This is a genomic window from Verminephrobacter aporrectodeae subsp. tuberculatae, from assembly GCF_026127385.1.
Classification (GTDB): domain Bacteria; phylum Pseudomonadota; class Gammaproteobacteria; order Burkholderiales; family Burkholderiaceae_C; genus Acidovorax; species Acidovorax aporrectodeae.
Map to the genome: position 1 here is coordinate 1,370,549 of NZ_QZCX01000002.1, position 15,136 is coordinate 1,385,684.

Sequence of the window (15,136 nt, forward strand, 5' to 3'; positions counted from 1 at the left end):
AAGTGTCAGTAGTCAACGCCTTCAACGTTCAGCGCAGGGGCCTTGCCGTCGCCGAAGTAAGTCGCGTAAAGTTCCTTGTAGCGACCCGTGCGGACCTGGTTCCAGACAAACACGTTCACCCAGCGCATCAGATCTGTATCTGACTTGCGCACGGCGATGCCCGCCAAGTCGGCTGGCGACGGCGCAGGCCCCTTCGTCACCAGACTGGGAAATTGGCCGCTCTTGATCAGCGCGCCCGCAGTGCCCGCGCTCACGATCACGCCGTCGATCTTCCTCTGTGTCAACGCGAGGTAGGTTTCCGACTCGCTGCCGTAGCCGGTGAACTTGCCTTTCGGGTTCTTCCACTGATCGAAGCGGGCCCGCAATTCCTGCTCCGTGGTGGTTCCGGTGACGCCACCAACCGAGCGGCCCTTCAGATCATCGAATTTTTGGACGCCCGAATCCTTGGTCGTCAGCACGACATTAATGAAACTGACATACGGCTGCGAGAACGCCACCGTCATGGCGCGCTGTGGAGTCACCGAAGTGGAAGCAACTAAAACGTCAATGCGGTTTGACACGAGCGCCGGGATCCGTTCTGCGGACGGCGTTTCGACGATCTGGGCCGTGACGCCCAGCGACTTCGCCATGTCCTTGCAATAGGCGACGTCGTAGCCTTCCGGCTCGTTTTGCGCAGTTCTGAAACCGGCTGGTGGAAAGTCGAGTTGGACGCCGCAGCGCAGCGTCTTGGTAGCCAGGATCTTGTCCAGCGTGGACGAAGATTGCGCCAAGGCCGCGCCTGACGACATGGCGCCCGCGGCGATCGTCACAGCAATGGCTGCGGCCCGCACTTGGAGTGATTTCAGTTTCATGATTTTTCATCCCGTTGCGTTCAATATTCCAGCGACTTGAGGTCAGCCAGGGTCTTTTTGGTGATGGCAATCGTGTGATCGCGTTCCTCACCCACCAAGTTCAGCCGGGGTGGCTTCACGGTTTCTGCTGTCCCGCTGGCGATGTTCTCGGCCAACTTGATGTGCTGTACGAGTTTGACAACGGTGTCCAGGAGGAACAGCGGATCCAGGGCCGCGTAGAGTCGGCGGGCCTTGCCAAAGTCGCCTGCGACAAGGAGTTTCAACAACTCGACTGCTGCCTTTGGCGTGGCATTGGCCATACCCGAAACCCAGCAAGTGACGCCCAGCGCCGCGCTTTCAACGATGAGGTTGTCAACGCCGCAGACGACAGCCAGTCGATCCCCGAAGCGCGAGATCAGGTCGGTGATGCGATGGGTTTCATAGGACTCCTCCTTGATCGCGACGATGGTCTTTTCCTCCAGCAGTTGCGCAATCACGTCGCGAGTGAGATCGACGCCATAGCCGCGCGGGTTGTTGTAGAGAAGAATGGCCAGCCCACTGGCGCGCGCCACCGTTTTGTAGAACTCGACGGTTTCGTAGGTGTCCGACTTATAGGTCAGGCCGGGGAAAACCATTAGGCCGTCCACGCCCATCTTTTCAGCTTCCTTGGCGAAAGCGACGGCTTTTTCGGTGCTGGTTTCGGCCAACCCGGAGACGATGGGCACGCGACCTCTGACTGCTTCCTTGGCTGTGCGCAGAACGGTCCGCTTTTCTTCGGGGGAGAGTTGGGCGTTCTCGCCCACCATGCCCATCATCACAACGCCGCCGACGCCGGCGTCGATCAGGCGTTCGAGGCCCGCCTTGATGGCATCGACGTCCAGTGTGAAGTCGGCGTTGAGCTTGGTCGTCACGGCGGGGAAGACGCCTTTCCAGTCGATGGGGGTCATCAGCGCTAGTCCTTTCAGGAGCGGGTTGCCGCAGGGTGCGGAGGGGATCCAATTGCAGATTGGATACAATATATTATCGATTGAAGCACGGGAAAATCGCCATTTACATTGGGGTTTTCACTATGTTCCCTGAGCCTGAAGCGCGCGACAAAATCTGACCCAAGTTTGTCACTTCCCCCATTCAATCCCAATAAAATCAACAACTTGGAGAGATTTCCCGGTGGGTATGGCACTCCATTTCGTAGCTGCCTGCTTGGTGATGAGCCAACGCAAGCGGATGGTGGCTGCACCAGCGGGCAGTCGCTGCGGTCGCGCTTGGCCTGGCTCTGCGGCGGCTCCGCCCTCGAAGGACGCGACGACGTTGCCAGCAGCTACAGCGATCTGCGGGCGGTTCCGGCCCGGTGGGGGTACATGCGCAACACCCGTACCAGCCCCCTTGTGACAAGGCTGGGACCGCCTTCAAACGATGATCAATCGCCCCTCGATCACGTCACCGAAACGGGCAGTCACGCTCACCGAAATACCCACCCCGGTCCATGCTCTCGAATTCCATGGCTGAAATGTGCTATATCCTTGAAACGAACCCGCGCCCAGACGAGCCAACATGCCGATGCAATCTACTGAAACCAAGGTTCTCAAACCGACGTCGTCCCCATCCGCATTTGAGCAAGACGGATCGGCCCGTATCCATATTGACCGCGTTGTGCGAAAAACGGCTGTGGAACTGGTGGTCGGCGAGCTTCGGTCGAAAATCCTCTCAGGGCAAATCGCACCAGGTTCTCCCCTGCGGCAGGAGGCGCTGGCCGAAGAGCTTGGTGTCAGTCGCATTCCATTGCGGGAGGCGATCCGTTTGCTGAGTTCGGAGGGACTGGTCGACCTGTATCCTCACAAGGGCGCATATGTCTCGATGCTGTCGAAGGACGAAGTCAGGGAGTTCTTTGACCTGCGTCTGCGTCTGGAGCCTTGGCTGTTCCATGAATCTGCAATGCGCATCTCCATGGCGGAACTTGACCGGGGCGAGCGGCTGGTTGAGCAGATGGACACTGCTGGTGCGCAGGAATGGGGAACGCTCAACTGGGAACTGCACGAACTGCTATACAGCGCTGCGCGCCGACCTGCCGCAATGAACGTGATACGCACCTTGCATGAAAAATCGGAGCGTTATTTTCGATTCCAGGTGGTCAACGCGCCCATCCGAGAACAAGCACACGGCGAGCACCTGGCCTTGATTGTGCTGTGTCGTCAGCGCCAGGCAGACAAGGCCCAGAAAGCGTTGGAGCAGCACATTGCCGACGCTGCAGAGCAAATCATCGCCATCGTTGACCGATTGCTCGACGAAGCACCTGTCCGGCACGTGTCAAGATAGTTGTCGCTTTGGCCATGCTGCTGGCAGCGCATCGAGGCTGCGAACGGGCTCGCACACAGGGAATCACTGCGGTGCAGTCAGGCCAACTGCTGCGTTGGATAAGACGCTACCGTGCCCTGTTGGATGAGGGGCAAGCGCTCAACCCGCAGCGTGTCAAGGAGCAGGGCAAACGCGGACGGGCCAAGCAGTCGGATGCGTTCAATTTGCTGCGACGCCTGCGCGATCATGAATCAGGTCAGCGAGAACTTGCTTCGCAGCGGCTCTTGGAGAAAGTCAGGCGCATGTTCAGCATTTGTATCGAGGCCCCCAGGACGGCCACGGCACCTGCGCCGCTCGCCAAGATCCAGACCGGCCAGTGCAGAATCAGCAGGAAGCCTCCCACGGCGGCACCGATGGCACTGCCCAGATAGAGCGCGGACTCATTCAGCGCAATCGCCAAGTTGCCATCGCCTTGCGACTCTCGCGCTTTGATCAACTCGTTGTTCTGGGGAACTTGCAGCGCCCAGCCGACAGCGCCCCAAATGGCGATGGGAAGCATCACGAGCCAGGCCCCGCTGGATGCCGCCGCAGGCAGAAGGAGCAGCGCGGCGGCCAGGATGACCATGATGCTTAGCGTCAGTGTCGGTCCTTTGATTCGGTCCACCAAGGGGCCGATCAGGAAGCTTCCAAGGACGCCACCGACGCCCCACGCCCACAGATAGGGCGTCACGGAATGAATGTCGCCATATTCGGGTGCCGCCAGCAAGGGGGCGATGAAGGTGTACATCCCCAGGCTGGCAATCGCTGCAAGCAACGAAACCAGCAAGATGACCATCACATGCCCGTCCGTCAGCAGGGCCAGTTTGCGCTTCAGAGGAACGGATGGCGCTGCGGCTAGCGCGGGCAGCCGCAACGCGAGTCCGAGCCAGGCGATCAGTCCCAAGGCGGCGACCAGCCAGAGTGCCGATGCCCAGCCCAGGCGCTCGGCCAGCAGCAGGCTCAATGGGACACCCAGAACCGTGCCGCTGGCCATCCCCCCCATGATGACGGCGATGGATTTGCCGCGTTGCTCTGGCCGCGAAAGGGCCGTCGATGCCGCGATGCCCGTGGCCAGATACACGCCGGCACCAACGCCAGCAATGGCCCGAAAGGCCAACAGCAGCGTGAAGTTCGTCGTTACCGCACTGGCCGCGTTGGCCAGCACAAAGAGTCCGAGCGCCAACAACAGGCCCCCACGCTGTCGATGGGCGGGCAGCAGCGCGACGACGACGGGCGAACCTACTCCGTAGGCCAGCGTGAACGCGGTAACCAGTTGCGCCGCAATGGCGACGGGCACCGCAAAGGCATGCTCGATCATGGGGATCAGGCCGGCCATGACATAGGACGCCATGCCCAGTGCGAATGAGCCGAGCGCGATCAGGTAGACGGGTGATTGGGACTTTACGGACATGGCGGTATTCCATAGAACAGGGAAGGAACTCAGTTGCACCGGGCGAGTGCGCTCGTTTGCGAAACCCTTTCGGCTTCTGGGACGGCTCTGTACGGATTCTGCTCACATGTTATGGGGATTACAATTTAGCTACTTATGCTGCTACTAGAGGTGATGGAATGAGTCTCATTCGAAACATGGAGCGCACCCGCAGTGACCTGTCCGAGTTTCTTCGGAGCCGCCGAGAGCGGCTGACGCCTGCAGACGTGGGATTGCCCTCATGTAACCGTCGCCGCACGCCTGGTCTGCGACGCGAAGAGGTCGCCGCCCTCGCGGGCGTCGGGTTGACCTGGTACACGTGGCTGGAGCAGGGACGCGGTATCAGCGTATCTGTCGCCTTCCTGGAAAGCCTGTCGCGGGTACTGAAGCTGGACGCGGCTGAACGTCGCTACCTGTTTCTGCTGACCCAGCAGCGCCCGCCCCCGGAACCTGGCAAAACGTGGTGCGTGGTGCCGCAATTGGTACACCGCCTGATGGGCGACCTTGTCCTGCGGCCGGCCTATGTCCTCAACCTGAGGTGGGACGTTCTGGCATGGAATGCCGCTGCAGAGCGCGTCTTCCATTTCGATTCCTGCTTGCCGGGGCGGCGCAACCTGTTGTGGTTGCTGTTCACTGATCCCGCCACCCGTGAACTTTTCGACCCATGGGAAGAACAAGCGCTGCAGTTGCTGTCGCGCTTCCGGCAGGATTTCGTCAAGGCGACTCAGGAACCCGACATCTGCGCACTGATCAAGGACCTTGAAAAGGTCGATCCCGATTTCAAGACGTGGTGGCAACAACAGGACATCCATGGACCCCACAGAGACTTTCCCCATCTTCGGATCAAGGGCATCGGCCAAGTGGAGTTCGAGAGCACCATGCTGACGATTGACGAAAACCGCCATCTGCGCCTGATCTACTATGCGGCGTTGAACGACAAGCCTGAAAGCCTGGCGTTTGAGAATTGGCTGGCAGACGGTGTCGGAGAGCCGAAATCAACTCGGTGATATCCCTCGTTGATGCCCAAACGCCCAAGACACCCGACCATCCCGCACCGGCGCGTGTCAGGATAGTTGTCGCCTCATTCAAACAGCCATCGGCTGAATTTTTTTACCCCGCATTCCCGCTTCAGGGTTAGCACGGATCGCGCGCCCGAGTCCTGCACCTATAGTTGCACAATCGGTTGTGTTCTCCGAACGACTCGGGAGCGAAAGCGCTATCTGGCGCACCGATCGGCCCTTCCCACGGGCAGGAACGCCTCTTGAAGAAACCGGATGGAGACAAAAAAATGAAGCACGCATTCAAGCGCAGCGCCCGCCTGCTGGCGTTCACCGTGCTATGGGTGGGCAGCAGCCTGGCAGCGGCCGAGGACGTGTCGGTGGTCGTGAAGATCGGCGGCATTCCATGGTTCAACGCCATGGAGCAAGGGATCCGGAAGGCCGGCAGCGAGCTCGGCGTGCAAGCCGGCATGATCGGGCCGACCGAAGCCGATGCCGCGCAGCAAGTGCGCGCAGTGGAAGACCTGATCGCCCGAAAGAGCAAGGTGATCGCCGTGGTGCCCAACGACGCCAAGGCCCTGGAGCCGGTGTTCAAGCGCGCCAGGGATGCGGGCATCAAGATCATCACGCACGAGTCCCCGGAGCAAAAGGGGGCGGACTGGAACATCGAGCTGACGACGGTCGCCGGCTTCGGTGAGCGGCATATGGAATCGCTGGCCAAGGCCATGGCAGGCCAAGGCAAATACGCCGTGTTCGTGGGATCGCTGACGGTGCCGTTGCACAACGCCTGGGCAGACGCCGCCATCGCCCACCAAAAGAAGAATTTTCCGAAGATGCAGTTGGTCGCCGACCGTTTTGGCGTTGCCGAGAACCTCGACGAGTCGCATCGCACGGCGCAAGACCTGATGCGCGCGCACCCCGACCTCAAGGGTTTCCTGGCCTTCGGCAGCCAAGGCCCCATCGGCGCAGGCCGTGCGGTTCTCGAGGCCGGAAAGACGGACAAGGTCGCCGTCGTGGGCCCGTTCTCCCCGGGCCAGGGCGCCAAGTTGGTCAAGGCCGGTGCCATCCGCGAGGGCTTCATCTGGAATCCGTCGCTCGCCGGCGAGGTCATCGTGCGCGTCGGCAAGATGCTGATGGATGGCCAGGAGCCGAGCGATGGCATGGAGATCCAGGGCCTGGGCAAGGTGCTTGTCGACAAAGAGCGTCGCAGCATCCTGGGTCAAAAGCTCGAGACCATCAACAAGGAATCCATCGACCGCCTGGTCGGCATGGGCCTGTAAGAGAACCTGGGCTGCACATTGGCTGACGTGAACCCATCAAGCGCCAGCGCGCCCTTCATCTCCATCTCGAACGTGACGATGAAGTTTGGCGGGTCAACGGCGCTGCATGCGTTGGACTGGGAGGTTTTCCCCGCTGAAGTGCACTGCCTGATGGGCGAGAACGGCAGCGGCAAGTCAACCACGATCAAGGTCTTGGCGGGGATTCATCGGCCCGAACCGGGGGCCGTGCTCGAGATCGACGGCAAGCGCCATGCGCGGCTCACGCCGGCCTTGTCGAAGGCGCTCGGAATTCAGGTCATCTACCAGGACCTGGCGCTGTTTCCAAACCTCAGCGTCGCGGAAAACATTGCGCTGGAGGCCGCGCTGGGTTCCTGCGTCCGGCGGATCCGCCCGGCAGAGCAAAGCAAAACGGCGCGCTCGGTGATGCAGGCGCTGGGGGTGACTCTGCCCCTGGAGACGCGGGTCGGTGACCTGCCCATTGCCACGCGCCAATTGGTGGCGATCTGCCGCGGCATGGCCAGCCATGCCCGGCTGCTCATCATGGATGAGCCCACGGCGTCGTTGACGCGCACCGAAGTCAACGCGCTGCTCACCGTGGTTCGTCGCCTCAAACAGGATGGCGTGGCCGTGGTCTTCGTGAGTCACAAACTGGACGAAGTGATCGAGATCGCCGAGCGCGTCACGGTGCTGCGTGACGGCCGCAAACGGGGCACCTGGCCCGCTCGCGAACTCGACGACCGCAAGCTCGGTGAACTGATGACCGGCTTGCGCATCGAGCACGCCGTGCACGCGCGCCAGTTCCCGGACACGCAGCCCCTGCTGCAGGTGAAGGGACTGAGCCGCAAAGGCGAGTACCGGGACCTGAGTTTCGACGTGAAGCCGGGCGAAATCGTCGGCCTGCTCGGCTTGCTCGGGGCCGGGCGCACGGAACTCGCGCTGACGCTGTTCGGCATGCGCGCGCCAGACGCCGGAGAACTGCTTTTCAACGGCAAGGTTTTGCGTGTGCGCAGCAATGCGCAAGCCATTGCCGCGGGCATCGCCTACGTGCCGGAGGACCGTTTGGGCATTGGCCTGAACATGCGCCAGTCGGTCCAGGACAACATGGTCCTGGCGGTGCTGGGGCGCATGAGCAATCGCTGGGGCTGGTTGCCACCACGGCGCCGCACGGACATGGCCGCCAGTTGGTGCGAGCGCCTGCGGATCAGGATTCCCTCGCTCGATGCACCGGTCCAGCAGTTGTCCGGCGGGAACGCGCAGCGTGTGGTGCTGGCCAAGTGGCTGGCCACGGAGCCCCGGCTGCTGATCCTCGACGCGCCCACCGTGGGGGTGGACATCGGCAACAAGCAGGGCATCTACGAAATCGTGCACGCGCTGGCCCACCGGGGCGTGGCCGTGTTGATGATTTCCGACGAGGTGCCCGAGGTCTTCTTCCACTGTGACCGGGTTCTGCACATGCGTGCCGGGCGACTGGTCGGGCAATTCGTTCCCGGTGTCCATACCGAGTCGGAGATCCGGGAGCGCGTCTATGCATGAGCCGTGGTCCGGCCGTTTGCGCCGAACCGTGAAAACCCCCGAGGGCTACCTCAGCGCGCTGCTCGCAGTGCTCGTCCTCTTCTTCGGTGCGCTGGCTCCGGGCTTTCTCAGTTCGGGCAACGCGGTCAACCTGATCGAAGGCTGCTGCGTCACCGCGATCATGGCCATTGGCCTGTTGGTGGTCTTGGTGGTCGGTGGCATCGACATCTCGTTTGCTGCCACAGCGTCCGTGGCGCAGTACCTTGCGGGGTATCTGGCGACCCGGGCGCACTGGCCGATGCCCCTGGTGATCGCCGCGAATCTGCTCACCGGAGCGCTGCTCGGGGGCTTGAATGCCCTGCTGATCGACAGGCTGCGTGCGACCTCGATCATCATCACCATCTCCACCATGAGCCTGTACTTCGCCTTGCTCATGTACTTCACCGGCGGACGCTCGATTTATGACCTGCCCGCCTGGTGGAGCGACCCCGTCGTGCTCTGGCAGTGGAGCGGCGAGGGCGACACCACGGTGCGCGTGACCCTGCCGATTCTGGTGCTGCTGGTCGTGGCGGCGCTCACCGCCTGGCTGCTGAACCGCACGGCACTGGGACGGCAGGTCCACGCCGTTGGCGGCAATCCGGAAGCAGCGCGCCGCGTGGGGGTGCGCCTCTTGGCCGTGCACCTGTTCGCCTACGGCTACCTCGGCCTGCTGGCCGCCCTGGCGGGCCTTGTCCAGGCCCATCGCGTTGGCGAATCGGTTCCGAATGCGCTGGTCGGGGGCGAGTTGTTCGTGCTGGCCTCGGCCGTCCTGGGGGGCGCGAGCCTCACGGGCGGCACCGGAACGGTGGGCGGCGTGCTGCTGGGCATCGTGCTCCTGGCCGTGCTGCGAAACGGCTTGAACCTCATGGGGATCTCGCCCTACTTCTTCCAGGTATTGCTGGGCTTGGTGGTGCTGGCGTCTGCCGCAGCCACCGGGCGCAAGCATCGGCGCCCCAGGGACGCCATCGCTTGACTGCGGGAGCGCCCGAGCACCATGGACATGCCCGATCCCGCGTTGTCGGCTTCTGCTGCCGGGTCTTCCCGCCGCATCCGGACGCATGCCTGGCTGCGCAGCGGCGGGCCGGGCGGTTTGCTGGCGCTGTTGCTGCTCCTGTGCGCGGGCTTTTCGATTGCGCTGCCGGACCGTTTCCCCACGTGGCAGACGGTCGAATCGATTCTGCTGCAGGTGCCCGAGCTGGGCCTGCTCGCCTTGGCCATGCTGCTGCCCTTGATCAGCGGCGGCATCAACTTGGCGATCATTGCCAGCACCAATATGGCCGCTCTGGCGATGGCCTGGGTGCTCACCGGCGGCCTGGGGGACTTTGGCGGACAGGTCGGTCTGGCGATCGCCGTGGCAATGCTGCTGGGCGGCTTGCTGTGCCTGGTCGTCGGGGTGCTCTCGGGTTGGCTCGTGGCGAATATGCAGGCGCACCCGATCCTCGTGACCCTGGGCACGATGTCCTTGGTGAACGGGGTGTGCGTGTGGCTCACCCGCGGCAAGCCGATCGCGGGCTTCCCCGAGGAATTCCAGATGATCGGGTCGTTGGCCTTCTTCGGGATCCCGCTGCCTTTCTGGATCTTCATGGGCGCGTCCGTGCTGCTCGCCATCTACCTGGGGCGCACGCGGTATGGGCTGGCTGTCTACATGCTGGGCTCGAACCTGGAGGCGACGCGCTATTGCGGCGTGAACACGCGCCACGTGCTGATCGGCGTCTACACGCTCTCGACCCTGCTCTGCTGGATCGCGGCGATCCTGATGATGGCCCGCTTCAATTCCGCGAGCGCTGGCTACGCCCAGTCCTATCTGCTGGTCACCGTGCTGGCGGCCGTTTTGGGCGGCGTGGATCCATTTGGCGGCTTCGGCAAGGTGTCTGGCCTGTTTGTCGCGCTGCTGGTGCTGCAGGTCATCTCCAGTGGCGTGAACCTGCTGGGCGTCAACGCGCAGCTGACCCAGGCCATGTGGGGCGCAACCATGGTGGGCGTGATGGCGGTCCGCTACCTGGCGGAGCGCCGGCGCGAGCAGCGCGCGCCCGCGCCGGACACCGCCCCTGCGGATTGACGCATTGCATTCCTGTTGACCCCTTTTTCCTCTGTCCTTCCACGCATTGCCCCAAGGAGCCTTTTCATGAATCCGCTCGGTATCCACGCACTTGTCTGGGCCGGTGACCTCGGCCCCGAATCCACCCGCCGGGTCATCAGCCAAACGCGCCGCGCGGGCTACGACCTGATCGAACTCTCCCTGCACGGCTCCCAGCTCATGGACCTGGCCCTGACCCGCGATCTGCTGCAAGAGCACGGGCTGCAAGTCGGCTGCTCGCGGGGACTGACGTTTGCGGCCGACGTGTCGAGTGAGGATCCGCACGTGGTGGCCCGGGGTGTGGCGCTGCTGGAGGAAGGCGTCTCGATCACCCATGCCCTCGGGGGCCATTACTTCGGCGGCATCCTGTATGGCGCGATGGCCAAGTACGCGCATCCCTGCACCGTGCAAGGGCGTCGCAATGCAGTCGCTGCGGTGAAACGGGTGGCCGCGTTCGCGGGCGAGCGCGGCGTCACCCTGGGCCTCGAGGTCGTGAACCGCTACGAGAGCAACTTGCTCAACACATCCACCCAGGCGCTCGCGATGATCGACGCAGTGGGCGCCCCGAACGTGAAGGTCCACCTGGACACCTACCATATGAACATCGAAGAAGTCGATTTCATGCAGCCCGTGCTGGCCTGCCGGGAGCAACTCGGCTACGTGCATATCGGTGAGAGCCATCGCGGCTACCTCGGCTCGGGCACGATCGACTTCGCGCAATTCTTCAAGGCCTTGGCGCTGATCGACTACCAGGGCGTGGTCACCTTTGAAAGTTTCTCTTCGACCGTGGTCAACGAGGAGCTCTCCAACGCGCTGGCCATCTGGCGCAATCTGTGGGGCGACGGAATGGACCTGGCGCTGCACGCGCATGGCTTCATGGTGCAGGGCTTGCATGCTGCGCGCATGGGCTTGGCGCACTGTGCGCCGGCCAAGTAGGCGCCTGCGTCGGCGAGCATGCTGGGCACGGTGCGCGCCTGACGCAGCAGGGGAATCTCCATTACCTGCGCTGCGCCAGCAGCACGTCGGCGTTCTGCGGCGTGATCGGGGTCCATGGAATGTTGTAGACCCGGGCCGCGCCGTCGTCCCACTTCAGCCCCGCGGTGCCGTACTGCGTCCAGAGGGCCGCGCGCGGCTTGTAATCAGCGCCGATCAGCTTGCGCAGCAGCACGTCGAGGGAACCCTGGGCCTGCGCGTTGGCGTCCTGCAGCACGCTGACCATGGTGCCGACCTTGACCGCGCGCAATGCGTCGCTGACGCCATCGATGCCGGCGGTGGGAATGCTCTTGGGATCGATGCCCTTGGCCTTCACGGCCTCGATCGCGCCGAGCGCCATCTCGTCGTTCTGGCCGATGATGCCGTTGATCTTGCCGGCATGCGCCGTGAGCCAGTTTTCGGTCAACGCCAACGCCTCGGCGCGCGACCAGTTTGCGGTCTTCATTTCCAGCAATTTCACGTTGGGGTATTGCGCCAGCGTGTTCTGGTTGCCCCGGCGCCGCTCTATCTGCCCCGACTGTCCGATCGGGCCTTCGAGGATCACCACGTTGCCCTTGCCGCCCATGGCCCGGATGACCGCCTCGGCTTGCATTTCGCCGGCGATCACGTCGTTCGATCCGACGTACGACAACAGCTTGTCGCTGTTCACGCGGGCGTTCGATCCCACCACCGGGATGTTCGCCTGGCTCGCCTTGGACACGGCCTCGGCGCCGGCCTGTACGTCGATGGGCACGAACAGGATGCCGTCGTACTTTTGCGTGATCATGGTCTCGAACTGGTTGTTCTGCGTCAGCGCGTCGTACTTGCCGTCGAACACCGTGAGCTTGACGCTGCCGTCCTTGACCAGCGGGTGTTCTTTGAGCGCATGGACCCACAGTTGCATGAACTCGGCCTTCAGGCCGTACACCGCAGCGCCGATCTTGTAGGCTTTCTTCGCCGCCTGCTGGGCCAGCGCGGGCCCGGTGGCGAGCAGGGAAAGTGCCAGCGCCAGTGCAGCGCGGCGGGTGGTTTTTTCAATCTGTGCTCCTTGGGTTTTTTCGCGGGATAGGCAGGTCTCAGGCCTGCTTCTTGCGCGACGCATCGAGCAGCACGGCCGCCACGATGATCACGCCCTTGATGACCTGCTGGTAGTACGAGGACACGCCCAGCAGGTCCAAGCCGTTGTTGATGACGCCGATGATCAGGGCCCCGACCAGCGTTCCGGTGAGCGTGCCGACGCCGCCGGTGAGGCTGGTGCCGCCGATGACGACGGCGGCGATCGCGTCGAGCTCGTACGCCACGCCGGCCTGCGGCAACGCCGAGGTGGTGCGCGCGGCAAGAATGATCCCGGCCAGCGCCGACAGCAGGCCCGAGATCGCGTACACCCAGAAGATCACCCACTTCGTGCGGATGCCGCTGGTGCGCGCGCTCTTCTCGTTGCCGCCGACGGCGTAGATGTACCGGCCAAAGGCCGTGTATTTGAGGATGAACCAGAACAGCGCGAAGGTGACGGCCAGAATCAATACCGGCACCGGCAGGTCGCCGACCATGCCCTGGCCGATGAAACGCATGGACGGTGCCAGACCCGCGATCGGCATGCCGTCGTTGTAGATGAAGGTCAGCCCGCGGGCCACGCTCAGCATGCCCAGCGTGACCACGAAGGGCTGCACCGAGAGCCGCGCCACCAGCGCGCCGTTGAGCATTCCCAGCAGCAAGCCGGCGCCCAGCCCCGCGGCCAGCGCGAGCGGCAGGTTGGCGCTGCTGCCGCTGGCGAAGCTGGCCGCGACCAAGCCGGAGAACGCCAGCAGCGATCCCACCGACAGGTCAATGCCCCGGGTCAGGATGACGCAGGTCATGCCGATCGCCAAGATGGCGTTGATCGAAGTCTGGCGCAGCACGTTGACCCAGTTGCCCCAGGTCAGGAAGCTCTCCTCCACGATGCCCAGGACCATGCAGAGCACGGCAAAGGCGATGAAGATGCCGTAGTCGGCCAGCAGATGGCGCCAGCGCGGCTGCGGCCTGGCGTCGATGGGGGGTGCTGCGTGTGTGGTGGCGGCTGGCGTGGACATGGGGGGCTCTCAGGAGGCAAGGTGCAGCAATTCTTCCTGCGTGGCATCGGCGATCGCAACGGTCTGTGCCAGCCGGCCCTTTCTGAAGATGGCGATGCGATCGCTCAGGGCCAGCAGTTCGGGCGCTTCGGACGAGACCACGATCACCGCGCCGCCCTGGGCGGTGAATGCTTCGAGCAGCGCATAGACCTCGCGCTTGGCGCCCTCGTCGATGCCGCGCGTGGGCTCATCGCACAGCAGGCAGACCGGCCGGGTCGCCAGGCAGCGCGCAAGCACCACCTTTTGCTGGTTGCCCCCGGACAGGCCCGAGACGGCCATGCGCGGCGTCGCCAGCCGGATGCGCAGGCGCTCCACCATGCTGGCCACCAGAGCGCGCTCGCGGCTGCGCTGCACCACGCCGGCGCGGGTCAGCGCAGGCAATGCCGCCAGGCTCACGTTGTCGGCCACCGACGAAGTCAGCACCAGTCCGGTGGCCTTGCGGTCCTCGGTCACCAGCGCCAGGCCCTGGCGTATCGCCTGGTGCGGCTGGCCGACTGGCAGGGGCTTCCCGCCCAGCCGCACCGAACCGCTGTCGGGCGTGGTGATGCCGTAGACGCAGTGCAGGAATTCGCTGCGCCCCGAGCCCATCAAGCCATAGATTCCGAGCACTTCACCGGGGGCGACCTGCAGGCTGATGGCGTCGAACTCGCCGGCGCGCCCCAGCCCCTGGACCGAGAGCAGCGCCGGCGCAGTGCGGGCCCTGTGCTCGCGCGCCGTGCTCTGCAATTCGCGCCCGACGATCTGGCGCACCAAGTGGCGGCGGTCGATGTCGGCCAGCCGCCCGGCCTCGACGAAGCCGCCGTCGCGCAGCACGGTGTAGCTGTCGGCGATGGCGAAAACCTCCGACAAGCGGTGCGACACATAGACCACGCCCGCGCCCTGCGCCGTGACTTCCCGGATGGCACGAAACAGCGTTTCAACCTCTTGCTCGCCGATGGCCGAGGTCGGCTCGTCCATGATGAGAACGCGGCTCGCGTGGCTGAAGGCCTTGGCGATCTCCACCAACTGCGTCTGCGCCAGGCTCAGCCGATGCATGGGCGCGCGCGGATCGATGCCAAAGCGCAGCCGCTGCAGCAGCGCGCCGGCCTGCGCGAACAGCCGTGCGTAGTCGATCACTACGCCGGCCCTGCGCGGCTCGCGGCCGAGAAAGATGTTCTCGGCCACGGTCATCCCGGGAATCGGCGACAGTTCCTGCGTGATGATGGAAATCTTCGCCGCCAGCGCTTCGGCCGGGCTGCTGAAATCGACGGCGACGCCATCGACCTGCATCGTTCCCGCGTCGCGGCGCAGCAGGCCCATCAGGATGTTCAGCAAGGTCGACTTGCCCGCGCCATTGCCGCCGCACAGCGCATGCACCGAACCGGCGCGCAGCGTCAGACGCCCGTCGCGCAACGCCGGCACGCCGTTGAAGCACTTGGCAATGCCCTGGGCCTGGACCAGCAGGGCGGCGGCGGGGGAGGGGGACATGACACGAGTCTGTGCTCTTTGCATGGGCGGCAATTACGCATTCTGTAAGCGCGTGTCGCAACCTGGGAAACCCCATGGCCCATGGCCCTCCCG

At 63.9% G+C, this 15,136-nt stretch carries 13 protein-coding genes; 7 read left to right on the top strand and 6 right to left on the bottom strand.

The window, feature by feature from the left end; genetic code table 11:
* Positions 1 to 5 precede the first annotated feature (5 nt).
* Positions 6 to 851, bottom strand: coding sequence for an ABC transporter substrate-binding protein (locus tag D5041_RS14370; protein WP_010102753.1), 846 nt, complete (start codon positions 849 to 851; stop codon positions 6 to 8).
* 20 nt (positions 852 to 871) lie between these two features.
* On the bottom strand, positions 872 to 1,777 hold the full coding sequence (locus D5041_RS14375) for a dihydrodipicolinate synthase family protein (RefSeq protein ID WP_265284990.1): 906 nt from the start codon (positions 1,775 to 1,777) through the stop codon (positions 872 to 874).
* A 604-nt stretch (positions 1,778 to 2,381) separates the two neighbouring features.
* Between D5041_RS14375 and D5041_RS14380 the strand changes: the two genes are divergently transcribed.
* Positions 2,382 to 3,143 (top strand): GntR family transcriptional regulator, encoded by a 762-nt coding sequence (locus tag D5041_RS14380; RefSeq protein WP_265284991.1) that lies wholly within the window; start codon positions 2,382 to 2,384, stop codon positions 3,141 to 3,143.
* Between the two features lie 235 nt (positions 3,144 to 3,378).
* On the opposite strand, the gene D5041_RS14385 is transcribed toward D5041_RS14380, so the two are convergent.
* Positions 3,379 to 4,611 (bottom strand): MFS transporter, encoded by a 1,233-nt coding sequence (locus D5041_RS14385; RefSeq protein WP_201766103.1) that lies wholly within the window; start codon positions 4,609 to 4,611, stop codon positions 3,379 to 3,381.
* A 119-nt stretch (positions 4,612 to 4,730) separates the two neighbouring features.
* Between D5041_RS14385 and D5041_RS14390 the strand changes: the two genes are divergently transcribed.
* The 6 genes from D5041_RS14390 (at position 4,731) to D5041_RS14415 (ending at position 11,432) form a co-directional block, all read left to right on the top strand.
* On the top strand, positions 4,731 to 5,597 hold the full coding sequence (locus D5041_RS14390) for a helix-turn-helix transcriptional regulator (protein WP_265256949.1): 867 nt from the start codon (positions 4,731 to 4,733) through the stop codon (positions 5,595 to 5,597).
* A gap of 281 nt (positions 5,598 to 5,878) precedes the next feature.
* Positions 5,879 to 6,868, top strand: coding sequence for a substrate-binding domain-containing protein (locus D5041_RS14395; RefSeq protein WP_265284992.1), 990 nt, complete (start codon positions 5,879 to 5,881; stop codon positions 6,866 to 6,868).
* A 27-nt stretch (positions 6,869 to 6,895) separates the two neighbouring features.
* A complete protein-coding gene (locus tag D5041_RS14400) occupies positions 6,896 to 8,401 on the top strand; it encodes a sugar ABC transporter ATP-binding protein (protein ID WP_265284993.1) in 1,506 nt (501 codons plus the stop codon).
* 28 nt (positions 8,402 to 8,429) lie between these two features.
* On the top strand, positions 8,430 to 9,392 hold the full coding sequence (locus D5041_RS14405; protein ID WP_265284994.1) for an ABC transporter permease: 963 nt from the start codon (positions 8,430 to 8,432) through the stop codon (positions 9,390 to 9,392).
* Positions 9,393 to 9,413: 21 nt separating this feature from the next.
* Entirely contained in the window at positions 9,414 to 10,478 is a 1,065-nt protein-coding gene (locus D5041_RS14410) for an ABC transporter permease (RefSeq protein ID WP_265284995.1), read from the top strand.
* A gap of 66 nt (positions 10,479 to 10,544) precedes the next feature.
* Positions 10,545 to 11,432, top strand: a complete 888-nt coding sequence (locus D5041_RS14415; protein ID WP_265284996.1) for a sugar phosphate isomerase/epimerase family protein — start codon at positions 10,545 to 10,547, stop codon at positions 11,430 to 11,432.
* A gap of 61 nt (positions 11,433 to 11,493) precedes the next feature.
* Here D5041_RS14415 and D5041_RS14420 read toward each other — a convergent pair whose 3' ends face one another.
* The 3 genes from D5041_RS14420 to D5041_RS14430 are packed head-to-tail and all read right to left on the bottom strand — an operon-like array spanning position 11,494 to position 15,043.
* Positions 11,494 to 12,570, bottom strand: coding sequence for a substrate-binding domain-containing protein (locus tag D5041_RS14420; RefSeq protein WP_407702273.1), 1,077 nt, complete (start codon positions 12,568 to 12,570; stop codon positions 11,494 to 11,496).
* A complete protein-coding gene (locus D5041_RS14425) occupies positions 12,545 to 13,537 on the bottom strand; it encodes an ABC transporter permease (RefSeq protein ID WP_407702274.1) in 993 nt (330 codons plus the stop codon). Before D5041_RS14425 ends, D5041_RS14420 begins: the two co-directional genes overlap by 26 nt.
* Before the next feature lie 9 nt (positions 13,538 to 13,546).
* The gene (locus D5041_RS14430) at positions 13,547 to 15,043 is read right to left on the bottom strand and encodes a sugar ABC transporter ATP-binding protein (RefSeq protein WP_265284997.1); all 1,497 of its coding nucleotides are present in this window, start codon (positions 15,041 to 15,043) and stop codon (positions 13,547 to 13,549) included.
* Positions 15,044 to 15,136 lie beyond the last annotated feature (93 nt).

Coding starts and splice junctions, on each gene's coding strand:
- D5041_RS14370 (WP_010102753.1), bottom strand. CDS start 851: ATGAAACTGAAATCACTCCAAGTGCGGGCCGCAGCCATTGCTGTGACG.
- D5041_RS14375 (WP_265284990.1), bottom strand. CDS start 1,777: ATGACCCCCATCGACTGGAAAGGCGTCTTCCCCGCCGTGACGACCAAG.
- D5041_RS14380 (WP_265284991.1), top strand. CDS start 2,382: ATGCCGATGCAATCTACTGAAACCAAGGTTCTCAAACCGACGTCGTCC.
- D5041_RS14390 (WP_265256949.1), top strand. CDS start 4,731: ATGAGTCTCATTCGAAACATGGAGCGCACCCGCAGTGACCTGTCCGAG.
- D5041_RS14395 (WP_265284992.1), top strand. CDS start 5,879: ATGAAGCACGCATTCAAGCGCAGCGCCCGCCTGCTGGCGTTCACCGTG.
- D5041_RS14410 (WP_265284995.1), top strand. CDS start 9,414: ATGGACATGCCCGATCCCGCGTTGTCGGCTTCTGCTGCCGGGTCTTCC.
- D5041_RS14415 (WP_265284996.1), top strand. CDS start 10,545: ATGAATCCGCTCGGTATCCACGCACTTGTCTGGGCCGGTGACCTCGGC.
- D5041_RS14420 (WP_407702273.1), bottom strand. CDS start 12,570: ATGCGTCGCGCAAGAAGCAGGCCTGAGACCTGCCTATCCCGCGAAAAA.
- D5041_RS14425 (WP_407702274.1), bottom strand. CDS start 13,537: ATGTCCACGCCAGCCGCCACCACACACGCAGCACCCCCCATCGACGCC.
- D5041_RS14430 (WP_265284997.1), bottom strand. CDS start 15,043: ATGTCCCCCTCCCCCGCCGCCGCCCTGCTGGTCCAGGCCCAGGGCATT.